Origin of the sequence: Arthrobacter liuii, assembly GCF_014639275.1 — a bacterium.
Taxonomy (GTDB): domain Bacteria; phylum Actinomycetota; class Actinomycetes; order Actinomycetales; family Micrococcaceae; genus Arthrobacter; species Arthrobacter liuii.
This window is the reverse complement of record NZ_BMFW01000020.1, coordinates 1-18,755: the sequence shown is the minus strand read 5'-3', so window position 1 is coordinate 18,755 and position 18,755 is coordinate 1. Positions and strand designations below refer to the sequence as shown.

Annotated in this window: 16 protein-coding genes and 1 pseudogene; 14 read left to right on the top strand and 3 right to left on the bottom strand. The window is 67.8% G+C overall.

Annotated elements, in window-relative coordinates:
- The first annotated feature begins 14 nt into the window (after window positions 1-14).
- Window positions 15-1,166, top strand: a complete 1,152-nt coding sequence (locus IEW19_RS16380) for a cation:proton antiporter (RefSeq protein WP_188572662.1) — start codon at window positions 15-17, stop codon at window positions 1,164-1,166.
- Between the two features lie 39 nt (window positions 1,167-1,205).
- Here IEW19_RS16380 and IEW19_RS16375 read toward each other — a convergent pair whose 3' ends face one another.
- Entirely contained in the window at window positions 1,206-2,036 is an 831-nt protein-coding gene (locus IEW19_RS16375) for an IclR family transcriptional regulator (protein WP_188572661.1), read from the bottom strand.
- A 149-nt stretch (window positions 2,037-2,185) separates the two neighbouring features.
- On the opposite strand from IEW19_RS16375, the gene IEW19_RS16370 reads away from it, so the two are divergent.
- The 3 genes from IEW19_RS16370 to IEW19_RS16360 are packed head-to-tail and all read left to right on the top strand — an operon-like array spanning window position 2,186 to window position 6,851.
- Window positions 2,186-4,885, top strand: a complete 2,700-nt coding sequence (locus IEW19_RS16370) for an alpha-L-rhamnosidase (protein ID WP_188572660.1) — start codon at window positions 2,186-2,188, stop codon at window positions 4,883-4,885.
- Window positions 4,882-5,874, top strand: coding sequence for an alpha/beta hydrolase (locus tag IEW19_RS16365; protein WP_188572659.1), 993 nt, complete (start codon window positions 4,882-4,884; stop codon window positions 5,872-5,874). The genes IEW19_RS16370 and IEW19_RS16365 overlap by 4 nt, the downstream gene beginning before the upstream one ends.
- Complete coding sequence (locus IEW19_RS16360) at window positions 5,871-6,851, top strand: alpha/beta hydrolase (RefSeq protein ID WP_229748527.1); 981 nt, start codon at window positions 5,871-5,873, stop codon at window positions 6,849-6,851. The genes IEW19_RS16365 and IEW19_RS16360 overlap by 4 nt, the downstream gene beginning before the upstream one ends.
- Before the next feature lie 12 nt (window positions 6,852-6,863).
- Here the strand turns inward: IEW19_RS16360 and IEW19_RS16355 are convergent, their stop codons facing one another.
- Complete coding sequence (locus tag IEW19_RS16355) at window positions 6,864-7,799, bottom strand: PaaX family transcriptional regulator (protein ID WP_188572658.1); 936 nt, start codon at window positions 7,797-7,799, stop codon at window positions 6,864-6,866.
- A gap of 171 nt (window positions 7,800-7,970) precedes the next feature.
- Between IEW19_RS16355 and IEW19_RS16350 the strand changes: the two genes are divergently transcribed.
- From IEW19_RS16350 to IEW19_RS16340, 3 genes are read left to right on the top strand one after another with little or no spacing between them, the layout of a single operon-like run.
- Window positions 7,971-9,338, top strand: a complete 1,368-nt coding sequence (locus tag IEW19_RS16350) for an MFS transporter (RefSeq protein ID WP_229748526.1) — start codon at window positions 7,971-7,973, stop codon at window positions 9,336-9,338.
- Between the two features lie 38 nt (window positions 9,339-9,376).
- On the top strand, window positions 9,377-11,122 hold the full coding sequence (locus IEW19_RS16345) for a CocE/NonD family hydrolase (protein WP_188572657.1): 1,746 nt from the start codon (window positions 9,377-9,379) through the stop codon (window positions 11,120-11,122).
- Entirely contained in the window at window positions 11,119-11,586 is a 468-nt protein-coding gene (locus IEW19_RS16340; RefSeq protein WP_188572656.1) for a DUF3237 domain-containing protein, read from the top strand. Before IEW19_RS16345 ends, IEW19_RS16340 begins: the two co-directional genes overlap by 4 nt.
- A 37-nt stretch (window positions 11,587-11,623) precedes the next feature.
- Here IEW19_RS16340 and IEW19_RS16335 read toward each other — a convergent pair whose 3' ends face one another.
- On the bottom strand, window positions 11,624-12,370 hold the full coding sequence (locus IEW19_RS16335) for a FadR/GntR family transcriptional regulator (protein ID WP_188572655.1): 747 nt from the start codon (window positions 12,368-12,370) through the stop codon (window positions 11,624-11,626).
- A gap of 137 nt (window positions 12,371-12,507) precedes the next feature.
- On the opposite strand from IEW19_RS16335, the gene IEW19_RS16330 reads away from it, so the two are divergent.
- From IEW19_RS16330 to IEW19_RS16300, 7 genes and pseudogenes are all read left to right on the top strand, one after another.
- Window positions 12,508-13,806: an ABC transporter substrate-binding protein gene (locus IEW19_RS16330; protein ID WP_188572654.1), complete on the top strand. Its 1,299-nt coding sequence runs from the start codon at window positions 12,508-12,510 to the stop codon at window positions 13,804-13,806.
- 96 nt (window positions 13,807-13,902) lie between these two features.
- Window positions 13,903-14,856, top strand: a complete 954-nt coding sequence (locus IEW19_RS16325; RefSeq protein ID WP_229748525.1) for a carbohydrate ABC transporter permease — start codon at window positions 13,903-13,905, stop codon at window positions 14,854-14,856.
- Window positions 14,853-15,731, top strand: coding sequence for a carbohydrate ABC transporter permease (locus IEW19_RS16320; RefSeq protein WP_188572653.1), 879 nt, complete (start codon window positions 14,853-14,855; stop codon window positions 15,729-15,731). The genes IEW19_RS16325 and IEW19_RS16320 overlap by 4 nt, the downstream gene beginning before the upstream one ends.
- Window positions 15,732-15,740: 9 nt before the next feature.
- Window positions 15,741-16,889: a galactonate dehydratase gene (dgoD, locus tag IEW19_RS16315; protein ID WP_188572652.1), complete on the top strand. Its 1,149-nt coding sequence runs from the start codon at window positions 15,741-15,743 to the stop codon at window positions 16,887-16,889.
- Window positions 16,890-16,893: 4 nt separating this feature from the next.
- On the top strand, window positions 16,894-17,571 hold the full coding sequence (locus IEW19_RS16310; protein WP_188572651.1) for a bifunctional 4-hydroxy-2-oxoglutarate aldolase/2-dehydro-3-deoxy-phosphogluconate aldolase: 678 nt from the start codon (window positions 16,894-16,896) through the stop codon (window positions 17,569-17,571).
- The gene (locus tag IEW19_RS16305; RefSeq protein ID WP_229748524.1) at window positions 17,568-18,578 is read left to right on the top strand and encodes a sugar kinase; all 1,011 of its coding nucleotides are present in this window, start codon (window positions 17,568-17,570) and stop codon (window positions 18,576-18,578) included. The genes IEW19_RS16310 and IEW19_RS16305 overlap by 4 nt, the downstream gene beginning before the upstream one ends.
- Before the next feature lie 49 nt (window positions 18,579-18,627).
- Window positions 18,628-18,755: pseudogene (locus IEW19_RS16300) on the top strand (bifunctional D-altronate/D-mannonate dehydratase); the annotation flags it as partial.

Genomic DNA, 18,755 nt, shown 5'->3' with positions numbered 1-18,755 from the left:
GCCAAAGGAGGACCGTGTCGTTCTTCCAGCTTTCGCTGATCGCCGCCGTAGCGCTCCTCGGACCCGTCCTGGCGTTCCCCCGGAAATGGCACCTTCCCATGGTGCTGGGTCAACTGCTCGCCGGCATCGCCATCGGACGCACGGGGCTGGGGCTGGTGGACTCCGCAGATCCCACCTTCACCTTCGTGGCCGAGGTCGGGTTCGCCCTCATCATGTTCGTCGCCGGAACGCATGTACCCGTGCGGGACCGGGCCATCCGCCCCGCCCTGGGCGGCGGCGCCCTGCGTGCCGCGATCGCCGGGGCGCTCGCGGCCGGCGTCGGAACCGCCATTGCGTTCGCCTTCGGCACCGGACATGCCCCGCTTTACATCGTCCTCCTCGCATCTTCCGCGGCTGCCCTGTTCCTGCCAATTGTCGATTCCCTCCGGTTGACGGGCCCAAAGGTCCTCACGACGACGGCGCAGGTGGCGGTGGCCGATATCGCCTGCATTGTGGCGCTTCCGCTCGCCGTCGACCCGCCCAACGCGGCGAGGGCGGCACTTGGGGCGGCCGCCGTCGCTGCCTGTTCGGTGGTGTTGTTCTTCGTGCTTCGCTGGCTGGAGGTCAGCGGCACCCGGGGGCGGGTGCATGATGTGTCCGAGGAGCGGAAGTTCGCCCTGGAACTGCGGATCCAGCTTGCCTTGCTTTTCGCGCTCTCCGGGCTTGCCGTGGCAGGCCACGTGTCTGTCATGCTGGCCGGATTCTCCTTCGGGCTGGTGGTGGCGGCCGTGGGCGAACCCCGCCGGCTCGCGCACCAGCTCTTCGCCGTCAGCGACGGCTTCCTGGGACCGGTGTTCTTCGTGTGGCTTGGCTCATCACTGGACCTCCGGGCGCTCGCCGGCACCCCAGGCATGGTGCTCCTGGGAATCTGCCTTGGCGTGGGGACCCTTCTGGTCCACGGAAGCCTCCGCGTGCTCGGGCAGCCGCTGCCGCTCGCGGTGCTGTCGGCATCCCAGCTGGGCGTGCCGGTTGCCGCCGCCACCATCGGCTCCCAACTGGACTTGCTGGAGCCGGGAGAAGCATCCGCCTTGATCCTGGGCGCCCTCATCACCATCGGGGCCGGCGCGGCGGCAGGTTCACGGGCCGCCCGCGCCTTCGCCCCGAACGCCCCGGCGCCGGCGGGATAGACATCTCCGGGGCGGACCGCGCCAGCAGAGCGGGTTCCGCTATCCCGGCGAGTGCGTCCGGACCCCGGCGCTCGCCTCCGCCTGGTACCCCAGGTTCCTGGACACAGCCCGGGCAGCAGCACGCACGGCTGGGGCCAGCACGTTGGGGGGAGTGGACCCGTCCGGGACAACGATGGACAGCGACGCCACCACTGCGCCCTGCGCATCGAACACAGGGGACGCCACGGAGACCGTCCGGGACGGGACAGTACGCCGGATCATCGCGATGCCGGTCCGCCGTACGTCGGACAAAGTCCGCCGCAGCTGGCCTTCCGGCATTTCCGGCACGCCGGGTTCGTTTTCCGGCGGCCGCTTCAGGATGGTCTCCTGGAACTGCTGGTCCGCCCCTGCCAGCAGCACCAGCCCGATGGCCGTGGACCGCAGCGGCGCCCGCCCGCCCACCCGGTATGCCACCTCGGTGGCGTCCTTTCCGGACAACCGTTCGATCAGCACGGCCTGCTCGTTGTCCCGCACGGCCAGCAGCACGTGGTGCCGGGTGACCTCGAAGAGGTCCTCCAGGTACGGGAGCGCGATCTCGCGCACCCCGTGTCCGCGCGGAGACAGCGACGCCACTTCCCAAAGGCGGACCCCCACGACGTACCGGCCGTCGTCGAGCCTTTCCAAGGCACCCCAGGCAACCAGCCGGGCAATCAGCCGCAGGGCTGTGGGGGCCGGCATGTCTGCATACCGCGCCAGTTCGGACAGGGTCAGTGCCCGGCGCCGGTCCGAAAAGACCGCCAGCAGGCTCAGCGCCCGGTCGATGACCGGCTCGCCCTGTTTGGGCCGCTTGCCGCGGGTGGGCGGGGTGCCCGTTTCGGGAGTGACAGTCATGGCAGTGGTTCCTAGCGCCGTTGGTAGCTGCAGGGCTCGCAGTGAGCTGAACCACAATACTATTCCAACCAATGAAAGGAGCATGTGGAGGGGAAGTCATGAACGCGAAGCTGGAACTCCCAGCAACCGCACTTCAGGAGTCCCGCCGCATGACCGCCCCCACACGGCTTCGGGCCGAGCACCTGTCCGAGGCGATGGGCCTGACCCTCACCGCACCGCGGCTCAGCTGGACGCCGCCCGCCGGGACCACCAAACAGGCGGCCTACCGCATCACGGCCAGCAACGGCTGGGACACGGGAAGGGTGGACTCGGCAGCCTGCTGCGGCATCCGGTACTCCGGGCCCGCCCTGGACTCGCGAAGCCGGTTCGAGTGGCGTGTCCTCACCTGGGACAGCGATGGGAACGGCATCGAAAGAGCAAGTGACTGGTCCGGGTCCATGCCCGTGGAGTTGGGCCTCCTGCATGCCAGCGACTGGACGGCGCAGTGGATCGGCCCCGATGAGCCTGGGGTTCCAGCACCGGGGGAGCGCCCAGGCTACGCCCTCAGCAGGACCTTCACGCTCCCCGCGGCCCCGGACACGGCCCGCGCCTACGCCACTGCCCACGGCATCTACGAGCTGTTCATCAACGGCCGGCGCGTCGGCGACCAGCAGCTCACCCCGGGCTCCACCAGCTACAACACCACCCTCCAGGTCCAGGCCTATGACGTCACCGGCCTGCTCTCCGAGGGCACCAACACCATCCGCGCGGTCCTCACCGACGGCTGGTACCGCGGCACCTTTGGCTACACGCGCGACGCCGACATGTACGGCACCCACACGGCTTTCCTCGCGCAGCTGGAGATGGAGTCCGGGGCGGCCCGGCAGGTCATCGGCACCGACAGCTCGTGGCTGGTGTCCGAAACGGAGATCGTGAGCGCTGACCTCATGGCGGGCCAGCGCACCGATTTTCGAACGGCCGACGGCGGCAGCCCAGCCCGGGTGCGCAACGCACCCCAGGCGCGACCCGCCGTCGTCCGTCCCGGCAGCTTCGACGCACTGACCGGGCCCGTCGCCCCGCCGACCCGGGTGACGCAGGAACTGGCTCCGGTGTCCATCCGTCGCCTGCCCAACGGCAACCAGGTGGTGGACTTCGGCCAGAACATCCACGGCTGGGTGCGGCTGGCCAAACTTGGAGCCGCGGGCAAAACCGTCACCCTGGAATACGGCGAGGCCCTTGGTGCGGAGGGTGACGTTACCCGGGACCACCTGCGCCCGCACGATTTCCGCAGTCCTGGTGCCTTCCTGGACGCCGGGCAGGTGGACGCCGTCACCGCCGCCGGTGCTCCCGGTGAGGTTTTCGAGCCCCGGCACACCACCCACGGCTTCCAGTACGTGTCCGTGCAGGGCCTCCGCGGGGACCTGCAGCCGGAGGACATCACGGCCTGCCTGGTGCGGACCGACCTGGAGCGCATCGGTTCGTTCAACTGCAGCGACGACCGGCTGAACGCACTCCACCGCATCGTGGATTGGAGCTTCCTGGGCAACTCCTGCGAAGTCCCCACCGACTGCCCGCAGCGTGAAAAGGCCGGCTGGACCGGGGACTGGCAGCTGTTCGTGCCCACCGCCGCCTACCTGTACGACGTCACCGGCTTCTCCCGGAAGTGGCTGCGCGACGTCCGTGCCGACCAGTGGGACAACGGTGTGGTGGTCAACATCTCGCCATCACCGGGACCGGCCGTGACCTCCGCGGAATTCATGGGCTTCACCAACGGGTCCGCTGGCTGGGGCGACGCGATCGCCATGGTGCCCTGGGAGACCTACCTGGCCACAGGGGATACCTCGATCCTGGCTGAGAACTGGGGGGCCATGAAGCGCTGGCTGGGCTTCGTTCAGACCTCCGCCGATACCCGGCGGCATCCCGCCCGGGCCGCTGCCAGCCCTGACCCGGCTCCGCACGAGCAGTTTCTGTGGGACACCGGCTTCCACTTCGGCGAATGGATGGAACCGGACGGACCCGAGCCGGACCTGTTCGCCGCCCGCAACGCTGATCACGGCATCGTGGCCACCGCCTACTACCGGCACACCGCGGGCCTGATGGCACGCATCGCAGATGTGCTGGGCCTGGCCACGGAGGCTGCTGAATTGGCGGAGCTTTCGGCGAACGTCCGGGAGGCCTGGCAAACCGAATACCTTGACCCCTCTGGCCGGGTCACGGAAGCCAGCCAGGCCAATTGCGTCCGCGCCCTTGCCTTCGACCTTGTAAGCCCGGAACACCGTCCCACAGTCACTGCCCAGCTGTCCGCCCTGATCCGCGACGCGGGAACCCATGTGGGCACCGGCTTCCTGGCCACGCCCCACCTGCTCCCGGTCCTGGCCGACAACGGCGAGCTGCGCCTGGCCTACGAACTGCTCATGCAGGACTCGGAACCGTCGTGGCTGGCCATGGTGGACCGCGGCGCCACCACCGTGTGGGAGCTGTGGAACGGCATCGACGCCGACGGCGCCGCGCACCAATCGCTCAACCACTACAGCAAGGGCGCCGTGGTGTCCTTCCTGCACCGGTACACGGCAGGACTCCGCCAGGCACCGGGCAGCTCCGGCTGGGAGCGGATCATTATTGAACCGCGTCCCGGTGCCGCCCTCACCTCCGCGGCCACATCCCACGTGGGGCCGCGCGGCCTGATCGCGCTGGAATGGACAACGGACGACGGCGTGCTGACGCTCCGTGCCACCGTCCCGCCCGGCACCACCGCCGAGGTGCTGCTGCCCGGCGAACCGGCCGCCGTCGTCGGGCCGGGAACCCACACTTTCGTTGCCGCCACCGGTGGGGACGCTGCCAAACCCGAACTGATGAGGAGCACACTATGACGGTGGATGACGCTACCGAAGTACTCGACACGTCCCGGCCCAACGTTTCCCGGCCCGGCGGCAGGACGGTTCCGCCGTTTCCTGTCTATGACGCGCCCGGCACGCCGGAACCGGCCAGCGACGCCTCCTTCGTGCACCGGGAAGTCACCTACGCGCGGGCCATAGGATTCCGGCCGCTGAAGCTGGATATCTGGCTGCCCCGCCGGGCGGACGGTCCCACCCCGCTGGTGCTCTGGGTCCATGGCGGCGCGTTCCAGCTGGGCGACCGCCGCGAACTGCCGCCCACATTCGCACCGGACTCCGTGTTCCGGCTGCTCAACCAAGCCGGAATCGCCTGTGCCACCGCTGACTACCGGCACTCCCTCGAGGCACCCTTCCCCGCCCAGCTCCACGACCTCAAAGCCGCCGTCCGGTACCTGCGCGAATTTGCCGCAGAGCTCAACATTGACCCGGACCGGTTCGGCGCCTGGGGTGAATCTGCCGGCGGCCACCTGGTGGCCCTCCTTGGACTCACCGGCAACCACGGCGACCTTGAGGGCGGACTCGGTGTGCAGGGGCACTCCAGCCGCGTTAGCGCCGTCGTCGACTTTTACGGTGTTTCCTCGCTGGTGGACATTCCCCCCATCGCCACGCCCGCGGGGCTCTTGCCCGCTGCCCTGACCGCGGCGGTGCCACCGGGCATGTCCCTGCAGCCTGAGTACATGCTGGTGGGCGGCTCGGATGATCCAGAGCTTCTGGCCGCGGCCAGCCCGGTCAGCTACGTGGGTGCCGGCGCCGCCCCGTTCCTGCTGGTCCACGGCGATTCCGACGGCCTGGTGCCCCACTCGCAGACGGACCTGCTGGCCGCCGCGCTCACCGAAGCCGGCGTCGAACACCAGGTGGTCACCATCAAAGGCGGCGACCACTGCTTCTTCGGCGCCGAGGACCAGATGGACGCCATCCTGGCCACCGCCGTCGAATACTTCGCCCGGAAGCTGGGGACATCATGACGTTGCCCGCAAACCGCCCCGCTGCCGGTACCCGCACCCCCGGCGCCACCCGGAACAAGGGGCAGGCCGAGGCGCCCGCCGCCGGTTTTGCCGAATACCTGGCCCGGCCGGAGGGACCCCAGTTCCTGGACCCGGATGCCTTGCGTTCTCCGGGCCCGGAGGTTCCCATCCGCTCCGTGACTGCGGACGGGCGGCACGGTCCGGTGGCCATCCGGATTTACGGCGAACCGGCGTCCACGGACAGCCCGGCGCTGGTGTGGCTGCACGGCGGTGGGTTCGTCAGCGGCAGCCTGGACATTCCCGAGTCGGACTACCTGGCGCGGGTGCTCGCCAACCGGGGGACGCCCGTGCTGTCGGTGGATTACCGGCTGGCGCGCGACGGCGTGTCTTTCCCCATCCCCCACGATGACGCCCTGGCGGGCTGGTTCTGGGCCCGGAAGCACGCCGGATCACTGGGGCTGGATCCGGATCTGCTCTGCCTGGGCGGCGCCGGCGCCGGCGGCAACCTTGCCGTGGGCGCCGCGCTCTACCTCATCGATGCCGGCAAAACGCTGCCCGCCAAGCTCCTGCTGGCGTATCCCTTCCTGCACGCGGAACTTCCGCCGCCGGCCGCGGGCCTTGACGAAGACGTGATGGCAGGGCTGCCGCGCCATCTCCGGTTTAGGCTGGAGGACTCCATCCGGACTGCGGAGAATTATGTGGGCGGTCCCGTGAGCATGGCATCCTCCTACGCCATGCCCGGCTACGCTGACCCTGCCGGGCTTCCGCCCACGGCGTTGATTGCGTGCGAGTACGACGACGCCCGCGGCTCCACCGAGCTGTTCGCGTCGGCTTTGGAGCGGGCCGGGGTTCCGGTCTCCTACTTCCTCGCCGAAGGCGGGGTCCACGGCCACCTCAACCACACTGCCGGGCTTCCGGAAGGGCAGCCTGCCCTGGATTTCCTGGCGCGCGAACTGGCGGCGGCGCGGCGGGCATAGGCGGTGAGGGTCCTACGCCCTGACCCGGAAAGCGTGGATTTCTCCAGCCACTTCGGGGGCCAGCCGGACGGCGGTCTCCTCCACATAGGTGGCGGCGGTCTCCTCCAGCGAGTTGTAAAGGGCGACAAAAATCCGCCGCGCCTGAAACAGCGGAAATTCACGGGGCAGGAGTTCCGGCGGAAGCCCGGGGTCCTCCCAGGGGAACGCCCGCCACGCGTCAATGACCTCGGTCCGCAGCCTGAAGGCCTCTTCGCCGCTGAGTTGTTGTGGGTCCAGGGACCGGGCCGTTGGACCATAGGTATCGATGAAGGGCAAGTACTGCCGCCGGACCTCCGCCAGGTCCCAGGCTTCAATCAGCGGCCGGCCCCGGAGCTCCGTCTCGGGCGTGCGGAAGATGGCATAGTTGTCCACCCCCAGGTGCCGGCAGGAATCCTCCAATTCATCCGCAGTGTCCCATGCAGAAACCCACACGGCTCCGTACAGGGGAGCGAAGCCCAGCGATTTGAGCCTACTGCGCAGCAGTTCTCGCATTTCCCGGGAGCTCTCAGGCACGGTGAACGCCACTACGGTCCACATCCCGTCCCACCGGCGCTCCTCGGAGCCGAAACCGCTGATTTGTCCCACCCCGATGTCCAGGCGGGCCTTCGCTTCCGGCGTGAACCGGTAGCGGGAAGTGCGCCCTGCATTCGACTGCTCCAGGACATCGCGCCCGGCCAGGCGGCTCAACGCGGTTGAGGCTGCGGAGGGGCTGAGGCCAAGGGACCCGGCCAGCGACACAATCATCCGGGACGGCAGCCACGCGGTGGACCCGCGCCAGTAGTCCGCCAGCATGGTCACCACCAGATGCTGGGATGCAGACCCTTTCAGCGGCCGCGGGAAATTGACCTGTTCGGCGGCAATCCGGGCGCTGGCGGGGTGGCCGGGTGGGGCATGGGGCTCTGGGGTCACGGTCCATCTTCTCAGGCCCGGAAGGTGCAGCCAATTGGGTTTTGCAGTCTTATTGACGGTCGTATGAAAATGCGCATACTATCTATATAGTGATCCGGCCCACAACAGTGTTCCGGCGCGACCATCCTCCAGCAGGCGCCTGCTACCCCCATCATTTCCAGGAGATCCGCAATGACCGCAGGTCCCAGTCCGCTGACGCCGTTGTCCCCGGACGCCATATCCGCTCCCGCATCCACCGAGCAGGGCACGCAGAATGCCCGCAGGGCCGCCGTGGCCAGCTTCATCGGCAGCACCCTCGAGTATTACGACTTCTTCATCTACGGATCAGCCTCGGCGCTGATCTTCAACAAGATCTTCTTCCCGGGCATTGACCCCGCGCTGGGCATGGTCCTTTCCATGGCCACGATTGGCATCGGCTACGTGGTGCGGCCCCTGGCCGCCGGCGTAATCGGCCACTTCGGCGACCGGATCGGGCGCCGGCAGATGCTGGTCCTGACGCTGGTCCTCATGGGCGTGGCCACGTTCCTGATCGGCTGCCTTCCCCCGGTGTCCGCCATCGGTGCCGCCGCACCCGTCCTGCTGGTCCTCCTGCGCGCACTGCAGGGCGCTTCGGCCGCCGGCGAGTCCGTGGGTGCCGTGACAATGACCATGGAACACGCCCCCACCCACAGGCGGGCCTTCTACGCGAGCTGGGTCAACACGGGAGCGGTGGCCGGCATCATGCTGGCGTCGCTGGCATTCCTCGCGGTGTCGCTGCTGCCGCAGGACGATCTGCTCGCATGGGGATGGCGCCTGCCGTTCCTTGCCAGCATCCTGGTTGTCGCCGTGGGCCTGTACATCAGGTTGCGCCTCCCGGAATCGGAGGTGTTCGAGGCCGCCAAAGAATCTGCGGGCGCGCAGGAACTGCCCATCAAGGTGGTCTTGCGCGACCACTGGGCCACCATCCTCAAGGTGATCCTCTTCGGCCTGTGGAGTGTGGTCTCCTCGGTGTTCGCGGCCTTCGGTCTTGCCTACGCGGGCAAGCTTGGGGTCCCCGCGGCCGTCATGCTCACCGTCACCATCGTCACCGCGGCCCTGGGCATCGTCGTCCAGCCGTACGCAGGCGTCCTGGCCGACCGGATCGGACGCAAACCGGTGTTCATCACCGGCAACATCGTCTGCGCGGCCTCAGTGTTTGCGTTCTTCTGGGCGATCAGTACCGGCTCCATCCCGCTGATCTTTGCCACGGCCATCCTCTTCATGACCGTTGGCTACGGCATGGTCAACCCGCTTGGCCCATCCATGACCGCGGAAATGTTCGAAACCAGGATCCGCTACACGGGAGCAGCCACTGCCTCCCAGCTGGGGCTCGTCGTCACCGGCTTCGCTCCCGCCATTGCCGCAGCCATCGTCCAGCCCGGCCCTGACGGGTGGCTGCCCGTTGCCGTCTTCACGGCCGCGTGCTGCCTCGTCTCCGCCGTCGTGACCGCCGTGTGGGTCAAGGAGACCTACCGGACCAGGACCGAAGACCTCGGCAAGCGGCCCGTCCAGGCCGCCTGAGCAACAACCCAGCCCCCACCCCAACGAAAGGCACGCACGTGCGCTACCCGGTCGTCGTCGACGGCGATGTTGAAGCTACCATGACCGACGGAACCATCCTCCGGTCCACCGTCTATCGGCCGGACGCGCCCGGCAGCACCTTCCCTGTGCTGCTGACGCGCACGCCCTACGGGCGGGACCTCGCGGTCAACTCGGCGTACTTCAACCCCGTGACGGTTGCGGCGGCCGGGTACGTGGTGGTGATGCAGGACTGCCGCGGCAGGTTCGGCTCGGACGGCAGGTTTGAGCCTTCGGTGAATGAAGCGTCCGACGGCGCCACAACAGTGGAGTGGGCCGCCCGCCTTCCGTGGTCCAACGGCCGGGTGGGCATGTGGGGCCGGTCCTATTTCGCGGAAACCCAGTGGCGGGCCGCCCGGTACGCTCCGGCCGGGCTCAAGGCACTGGCGCCCGGTGTCTCTGCGGGCGGCAACGCCAACAACGGGGCCCTGTATCGGGGCGGCGCCCATGAGTTGGGCAGCCGCCTTGCCTGGGGGCACGCCTCGATTTCGCTGAATGAACTGATGCGGGAACATGCTGACGATCCCGAGCGGCGCGCGAAGGAGCTCCAGGAATGGCTTGCCCTGGACGCTGGATTTGCCGATGGTTCCTGCTACGGAGTCCTCCCGCTGCGCGACCTGGAACCCAGGCTTGGCACCTTCCTTCGCAACGAGGTCACGCCGTCCGCGGGGGAGGGGCCGGGGAGTGGCTTCTGCCGGTTGTGGGATGCCGCTTCGGATGTGGCGGTGCCGCTGCCTACGCTGCACATCGGCGGCTGGTTCGATATCTTCGCCCCCAACACCCTGGACCAGTACCGCCGCCAGGCGTCCCTGGGCAGGACCCTCCCAGGCATCGAACCACGCCTCATCCTGGGTCCCTGGACGCATACCAACCTCTCCGGCGGGTATCCGGACATCCACTTCGGCGCGGCCGCGTCCTCCGGCATTGTTGATGGCCGCGGAGACCTGTCGTCCCTCCACGCGGCCTGGTTCGACGCCGTCCTCAAGGGGGACGGAGCGGCCATCGCCGCGGTTCCCAAGGTGCTGCTGTATTTCCTGGGCGAGAACCGGTGGCGTGGCTTTGATGAACTGCCGGTTCCCTCAGGGCAAAGGTCGTGGTTCCTTTCCGCGGACGGCGGGCTGCTGGACCAGACGGGTGCGGACGGAAACGTTGAGTACGCCTACGATCCGCTGGACCCGGTCCCCACCACCGGCGGGGCCACCATGCTGGCGGGCGCGTTCCCCGCGGGCCCGGCACGGCAGGACGCCGTGGAGGCGCGCACCGACGTCGCCGTCTTCACCTCGGAGCCCTTCACCGAAACCACCACCATTTTCGGCGCCGTCACCGCCACGTTGTTTGCATCCTCGAGTGCTGTGGACACGGACTGGGTGGTCCGGCTCTGCAAGGTGTCAGCGGACGGAGTTTCCTTGGGTATTGCCGACGGTATTGTCCGGGCGTCCTGGCGCGACGCCTACGCGGAAACCGGGCTGTTCAAGGAGGGGCGGCCGCCCTCTGCCATCGAGCCGACGCGGGTCTACGAGTACACCATCAGCCTCTGGGAGACGGCGCTGACCTTTGCGCCGGGGGAGCGGCTGCGCGTCCAGGTCACCTCCAGCTGCCACCCGCGCTGGGACCGGAACCTGAACACCGGCAAGCTGGCCTACGAATCGGGAGTTGCCGTGACCGCCAACCAGCGTATCCATATGGGCGCTTCCCACCCCAGCCGCCTGACGGTTGGCCTGCTGTGAGGGCCCCAGAGCCGCCGCGCCTGGAATTCCTTACGGAGCTCAACGTGGCCGTGGAGACTCCCGTTGATGTGGGCCCCGCCCCCACCGGCCACCGGAGGATCGTGCCGATCACCGGCGGAACGATGATTGGCCCGGCACTCAGCGGCACAGTGCTGCCCGGCGGTGCCGATTTCCAGGTCCTCCACAGCCCGGAGCTGACCGAACTCGATGCCCGCTACATCGTCCAAGCAGCGGGCGGGGCATTAATCCACGTGCACAACAGCGCGATCCGCCACGGCGCGGCGGCCGACATTGCACGGCTGAACCACGGCGAAGAGGTGGATCCAGCCGCGATCTACTTCCGCTGCTCCCTGAGGTTCTCCACGGCCTCCAAAGAGTGGGCGTGGCTCAATGACGTAATCGGCGTAGGCACCGGTGAGCGGTTCCCCGATTTCGTGAGGATTGCAGTCTTTATCGTCCGCTAGCTGTTCCGGCCCTGCCGGGGGTGTTTCACCCGAAAAGTCAGGGGCTATCCGACGACACTTCCGGGTGGCTGCTGGACCAGATATCGCCCATCTCCTCGGTGGACTGCTCCACGATCCTGCTCATGGCGGCATGGGCCGCGCCGGCCTCTCGGCGCTGGATGGCGCTGGCAACGTCCACGTGCAGCTGCAGTGCCTCGTGGTCCGGAAGATGCGGCATCAGCCCGTGCTGGGTCCGCCCGGCCAGCACTTCCGCCACAAGGTTGTGCAACTGGGAAAACATGAGGTTCCCGGATGCGTTGAGGACTGCGGCGTGGAATTCAATATCAAGGCGCAGGAATTCATCCTGGTCTCCCCGCTGCCCCGCGGCCCACAGCCGCGCGGCCATCGAGACAAGGTCGCTTGCCTCATCCAGTGACGCGCGCTCCGCGGCCAGGCGGGCAGCCTGCGGCTCGATGGCGCCACGGAGTTCGTTCAAGGCCCGCAACTGCTCCAGCCGCTTGGCGGAGGCCAGCCGCCAACGGATCACCTGCGGATCATAGAGATTCCAGCTCGCCTCGGGCTGGACCACCGTGCCCAAGCGCCGACGGGACTCCAGCATGCCCATGGAGGACAGGACGCGTGTGGCCTCCCGGATCACGGAGCGGGACACCTTGTGCCGGGCCTCCAGCTCGTCCAGCCGCAGGATCGTATTCGGCGCCAGGGTTCCCGCTGCGATGGCCAGTCCCAGGTTCTCGACCAGCGACGAGTGCAGGTCAGGTGAGAACGCCGCCTTTGGGATGGTCATGAATAAATCATATGTCGGCATGGCATGGCCTTGTATATGTCTGCGTTATTTGTCTAAGCTCGCTGAACAGAGCAGACGTAACGATGCGTCATGCAACCGGCCCGGCAAGTCCGCGGCCACGAGCAAAGGGAGTCGTAATGAAGCGGCGTTCAATTGTGAAGTACGCGGCTGTGGCCGCGGCGATCTCACTGGGGCTGACCGCCTGCGGCGGCGGCGGAGGCGGAAGCGACCAGGCAAAACAGGCCGGCACGGTCCGCGTCACGCTGGCCAACCACGTCTGGACCGATGGCATCAAGGCCGCCATTCCGGAGTTCGAAAAGTCCAGCGGCCTGAAGGTCGAGCTCACCCAACTGGGTGAAGACCAGCTCTCGGACCAGTACAACGTCAAGCTCAACGCCGGCAGCGACGAGATCGACGTCATGATGTACCGCCCCCTGCAGGAAGGGAAGGCCTTCGCCAAGAACGGCTACCTGGCGGACCTGACCAAGAACGTCTCCTCGGACGCAGGCTGGGACTGGAAGGACTACCAGGAGGGCCCGGTCAAGGCCACCACCGTTGACGGCAAGGTGGTTGGCGTTCCGATCATCACCGAGCGCGAAGTCCTGTACTACCGCAAGGACCTGCTGCAGGCCGCAGGGCTCCAGGTCCCCAAGACCATGGACGAACTGGAAGCTGCAGCCAAGGCCATCAAGGCCTCTTCCCCGGGCACCGCAGGGTTCGTGGCCCGCACCGGCAAGTCCGCCGCAGTCACCCAGTTCTCCAGTTTCCTGTACAGCTTCGGCGGCGACTTCGTAGACTCCAGCGGCAAGGCGTCCGTCAACACCGATGCCGCCAAGAAGGCCTACGCCTACTACGGCGGCCTGATCCGCAACTACGGCCCCGCCAACGTCAGCACGGACATGAGCTGGCCGGAGGCAATGGCCATCTTCACCCAGGGGGGCGCCGCCTTCTACACCGAGGCCGATTCGCTCTACAAGAACGCCACGGATCCCGCGAAGTCCAAGGTGGCGGACAAGGTGGGCTTCGCCGCGCTCCCCGCCGGCCCCGCCGGTTCCAAGCCGTACAACATCCCTTCCTGGGCTTTGGGCGTGAACCAGAACTCGAGCAACCAGGAGAACGCCTGGAAGTTCATCCAGTGGGCAACGAGCAAGGAGCGCACCCTGGAGGCCCAGAAGGCCGGTGTCCCCGGTCCCCGCGCTTCCGTCTGGTCCAACCCCGATGGAACCTCCACCTACCCGAAGGACCTCGCTGACGCGATCTCCGCCAGCGCCAAGAACGGCGTAGGCCACGACCGTCCCGAGGTTGTCACCGTCGGCAAGGCACGCGAAATCGTGGGTGCGCCGATTGTCGCCACCATCACCGGCGCGGACTCCGCCGCTGCGGCCAACGACGCCCAGACTGCTTTCCAGACCTTCCTGGACAGCGAAAAGAAGTAGGACGCCGGGCGCAGGACGCGCCACATCATCGCGCCGGGACGGCCCCAGGGCCGTTCCGGCGCGGCCCACTTCACCCCCAAACTCCTTAGGTGAACCATGTCTGTACTGAACCCTCCCCGCAGTGCCCGCACCCGCCGGCCCGGCGGCCCCGCCGGTGCCGGGGGGAACTTTTCCGCCTGGGCCAACCGGCACCGCAAATGGCTCTTCGCGGCACCGGCCATGATCTTCGTCGGCGTCCTGATCATCTTCCCGCTGGCGTGGACCGTATACCTGAGCCTTACCGACTCCCAGGGCTCCGTCCGTGCAGCCTCGGAGTTCGTAGGGCTGCAGAACTACCTCACCGTCCTCAGCGATACCGAGCGTTTCTGGCCCGCCGTGGGTCGGACGCTCTCCTTTACCGGCTTCGCGCTGGCCTTCGAGGTGGTCCTCGGCATGGGCACTGCGCTCCTCCTGTGGCGGCCCTTCCGAGGCGAGAAGTGGGTCCGGGTGGCCATCCTGCTGCCGCTGGTGGCCACACCGGTGGCAGTGGGCATGATGTGGCGGCTGATCTTCGACCCCAACATCGGCTTCGCCAACCAACTCCTGGGCATGGTGGGCATCCCGCCCCAGCCGTGGCTGTCCGGCCAGGACACCGCGCTGGGCACCACCATCTTCATGGACGTGTGGCAGTGGACCCCCATGGTGGTCCTGATCCTGCTGGCCGGCCTGACCTCCCTGTCGGAGGAACCGGACGAGGCCGCCCGGGTGGACGGCGCCAACGCCTTCCAGCGGTTCTTCTACATCACCCTGCCCCTCATGATGCCCACCGTGATCGTGGCCATCCTGCTGCGCGGCATCGACGCCCTGAAGACCTTCGACATCCTTTACGCCACCAAAGGCAAAGGCGGCGGCTCGTTCCACGAAGTGGAGACGCTGAACGTCTACGCCTACGGGCTCAGCTTCGACTACAACCAGTACGGGCTCTCCTCGGCGGTGCTGATCCTGTTCTTCATGATCATCATCGGCTCGATGTGGCTGCTCACCCTGCGCAGGAAAGCGGTAAGCAAATGACCGTCATGACAGATTCCGCCCCCACTGCCGCGGACAACCGCCGCCAGCGCCGCCGCAAGCCCCTGGCCACCCGCGCCTACAAGGTGTTCCGGGTGGTGGCGCTCATCGTCGTCGTACTGTTCCTCCTGGCCCCCCTGTTCTGGATGTGCCTGGCGTCGCTGAAGACCAATGTGGACATCTACGACACCGCCAAAGCCTTCGTGTTCTCGCCCACGTTCGAGAACTACGCCAACGTGCTGCAGCGCAACAACTACTTCGTGTTCGTCGTCAACAGTTTCTGGGTGGCCTTTGCCTCCACGGCATTGTCGATCGTCCTGGGCGTGCCTGCCGCCTACGCGATGAGCCGCTTCACCATGCACCGCTCCGCCCTGGTGGTCCTGATGGCCCGCGTCATCCCGGGCGTCTCGCTCCTGGTGCCCTGGTACTACGTCTTCTCCAACCTCCGCATGGTGGGGAAGTTCGAGGTGCTGATCCTCAGCCACATGTTCGTCGCGCTCCCGCTGATCGTTTACATCATGATGAGCTACTTCGACTCACTGCCCCTGGAACTCGAGGAATCCGCCGAGGTGGACGGCCTGACGCCGATCGGGGCCTTCCGGCTGATCACGCTGCCGCTGGCAGTGTCCGGCATTGCCACCGCCGGCATCCTGTCCTTCATCTTCTCGTGGAACAACTTCATGTTCGCCCTGGTGCTTTCCGGAGCCAAGACCAAGACCCTGCCGGTGGCGATCTTCGACTTCGTCTCCTACGCCAGCATCGACTGGGGCGGGCTGATGGCCGCGGCAACGGTCGTGACCATCCCCATCATGATCATTGCGCTCTTCACGCAGAAGTACATCGTCTCCGGCCTGACCGCCGGCGCCACCAAGGGTTAGGACCGCTGCGTGACACTCATCAGCCGCGTTGAAACATTCCTCGTCGCGCCCCGCTGGCTCTTTGTCCGGATCGAGACCGAAAGCGGGATCGTGGGGTGGGGGGAGGCCACCTGCGAGGGCCGCAGCGAGACGGTGCGCGCCGCCGTCGGGCAACTCTCGGAACTGCTCATTGGACGGGACGCCCTCCGGATCGAAGACCACTGGCAGGTCATGACCAAGGGCTCCTTCTACCGGGGCGGACCCATCCTGGCCAGCGCCGTCTCCGGCCTGGACCAGGCCTTGTGGGACATCGCGGGCAAGCACTTCAACACCCCCGTGCACCAGCTCCTGGGCGGCCACGTCCGCGACCGGATCCGGATGTACGGCTGGGTGGGCGGCGACGAGCCCAACGAAGTGGCGGACCAGATCAGCGCCCAGCTGGACGTGGGCCTCACCGCCGTCAAAATGAACGCCAGCGGCCGGATGAGCCCGGTGGCATCGGTCGCAGAGATCGACGGCGTCATCCGTCGTGTTGCCGCGGCGCGTGAGGTCCTGGGTGAGCACCGGGACGTCGCCGTCGACTTCCACGGCCGCTTCAGCCTGGCCAACGCCCGCCGGGTGGCACCCCTGCTGGAACCGTACCGGCCCTTCTTCCTCGAAGAGCCCGTGGTCCCGGAAAACACGCACCTGCTCCGGGAGTTCACCTCCTCCACCACCACCCCGGTGTCCACGGGGGAGCGGCTCTACAGCCGGCAGGAGTTCCTGCCCGCCCTGCAGGCAGGGATAGCGGTGGCGCAGCCGGACCTCTCGCACGCCGGCGGCATCACCGAGGTCCGCAAGATCGCCGCGCTGGCCGAGGTCTACGAAGTCCACCTGGCGCCGCACTGCCCCCTGGGACCGCTGGCGCTGGCCGCCTGCCTCCAGGTGGGTTTCGCCACGCCCAACTTCCTCATCCAGGAACAAAGCATCGGCATCCACTACAACCAGGGCGCAGAAGTCCTTGATTATGTGGTGGACAAGACGCCGTTCAAGTTCGTGGACGGCCACATCGAACGGCTCACCGGGCCGGGCCTGGGCGTTGACATCGACGAGGCCGTGGTCCGTGCTGCGGACAAGCGCGGCCACGCCTGGCGTGGGCCGGTGTGGCGCCACCCCGACGGATCCTTCGCAGAATGGTGAACCCATGACTTTCCAGGAATCAGCTGTTACTTCCGCCAGCCTGCTGGCGGGGATCCGGCAGGCGCGCCTTGTCGGCATCGTCCGCGGAAACGACGGCGGTGCTGCCGCCAAGGCTGCGCTGGCGGCGATGGCGGAAGGCTTCCAGTACGTGGAGATCGCCCTCACCACGCCCAATGCGCTGGCGGCCATCCGCGAAGTCCGCGCGGCTGCCCCGGCCGGCTGCTTCGTTGGGGCGGGTACCGTGCTCAGCGAGGCCGACGTCGAACGCGTCACCGCAGCCGGCGGCCAGTTCATCGTCACCCCCTCCCTGGCCCCCTCGATCAGCGAGGCGGCCAGCGCCGGGATTCCAGTCCTGGCCGGGGCGCTGACCCCCAGCGAGGCCTACGCAGCGATGGAACGCGGCGCCACCGCCATCAAGCTCTTCCCGGCGTCGATTGGCGGGCCCGGCTACCTGAAGGCCGTCCGGGATCCCTTCCCGGACATCCCGTTCATCGCCGTGGGCGGCGTGGGACTCGACGAAGCCGCCGGCTACTGGGAAGCGGGAGCCATCGCGGTGGGACTGGGCGGCCCGCTCTTTGGCAGTTCGGCCTCGGGCGGTGACCTCTCGGAAATGCGGAGCCGTGCCCGCGCATTCCTGGACCTCGCCGCCGAGTTCGCCGGCCGGGCCGGGACCACTTCATGAGTGCTGGAGCCGCTGCTGGCCACAGCCCGGCCATGCACCCGGTGGACCTGCTGACGTTTGGCGAGTCCATGGTCTCGCTCCGGTCCGCCGGCCCCCTGGCAGCCGGGGGAACCCTGAACATGCAGGTGGCCGGTGCCGAATCCAACGTTGCCATCGGCGTCGCCCGGCTTGGCCACACGGCGGCGTGGGCCGGCGCGGTGGGCCCCGACCCGCACGGCGAGTTCATCCTTAAGCAACTGCGCGGCGAGGGTGTCCGGGTACACCACAGCGTGCATCCGGACCGCAGCACCGGGGTGATGTTCCTGGAACAGCGCACGGCCGACCTCAGCAGGGCCTTCTATTACCGCGCCGGATCCGCTGGTGCCACCATCTCGCCCGGCGACGTGGCCGCGGCCCTGGATACCGGCGCCCGGATCCTGCACCTGACCGGCATTACCCCGGCGCTCAGCCCCGACGCGCGGGCAGCGGTGGAGTACGCAGCCGAGCGGGCCGCCCCTGACGGCACGGTGGTCTCCCTTGACGTGAACTACCGCGGCAAGCTCTGGTCCCGGGACGAGGCAAGGGCAGTCCTCCGGCCCCTGGTCCGACACGCCACCATTGTCATAGCGTCCGACGACGAACTCGACTTGATCGCCCCACCCCAGGCGGGGAGCGGGTTGGCAGGGCCCCCGGCCGACGAGGCCTCTGCAGCCACGCGGCTGCTGGAGGCCGGAGTCCGTGAGGTGGTGGTGAAGCGCGGCGCGGCGGGTGCGGCAGTCTACTCGGCGGATGGCCGGCTGGAAGCGCCGGCCATCGCCGTGACCTGCGTGGACACCGTGGGGGCCGGGGACGCGTTTACCGCCGGCTACCTCTCGGCCTTGCTCGACGGCGAGGACGTTGCCGGCCGCCTGCACCGCGGCATCCTGGCCGGCGCCTTCGCCGTCAGCACCCGCGGCGACTGGGAAGGCCTGCCCCGCCGCGACGAACTTGCGCTGCTCGACGCAGCCAGGGGCAGTACGCAGCGCTGACGCCTGCCCCAAACCAACACCAGTTTCCACATCTACCCGAAAGCCAGCCATGAAAATCATTGCCGCGGAAGTGTTTGTGACCAGTCCCTCACGGAATTTCGTGACCCTCCGGATTACTACGGAGGATGGTGTGACGGGTATTGGTGATGCCACCCTGAACGGTCGTGAGTTGGCTGT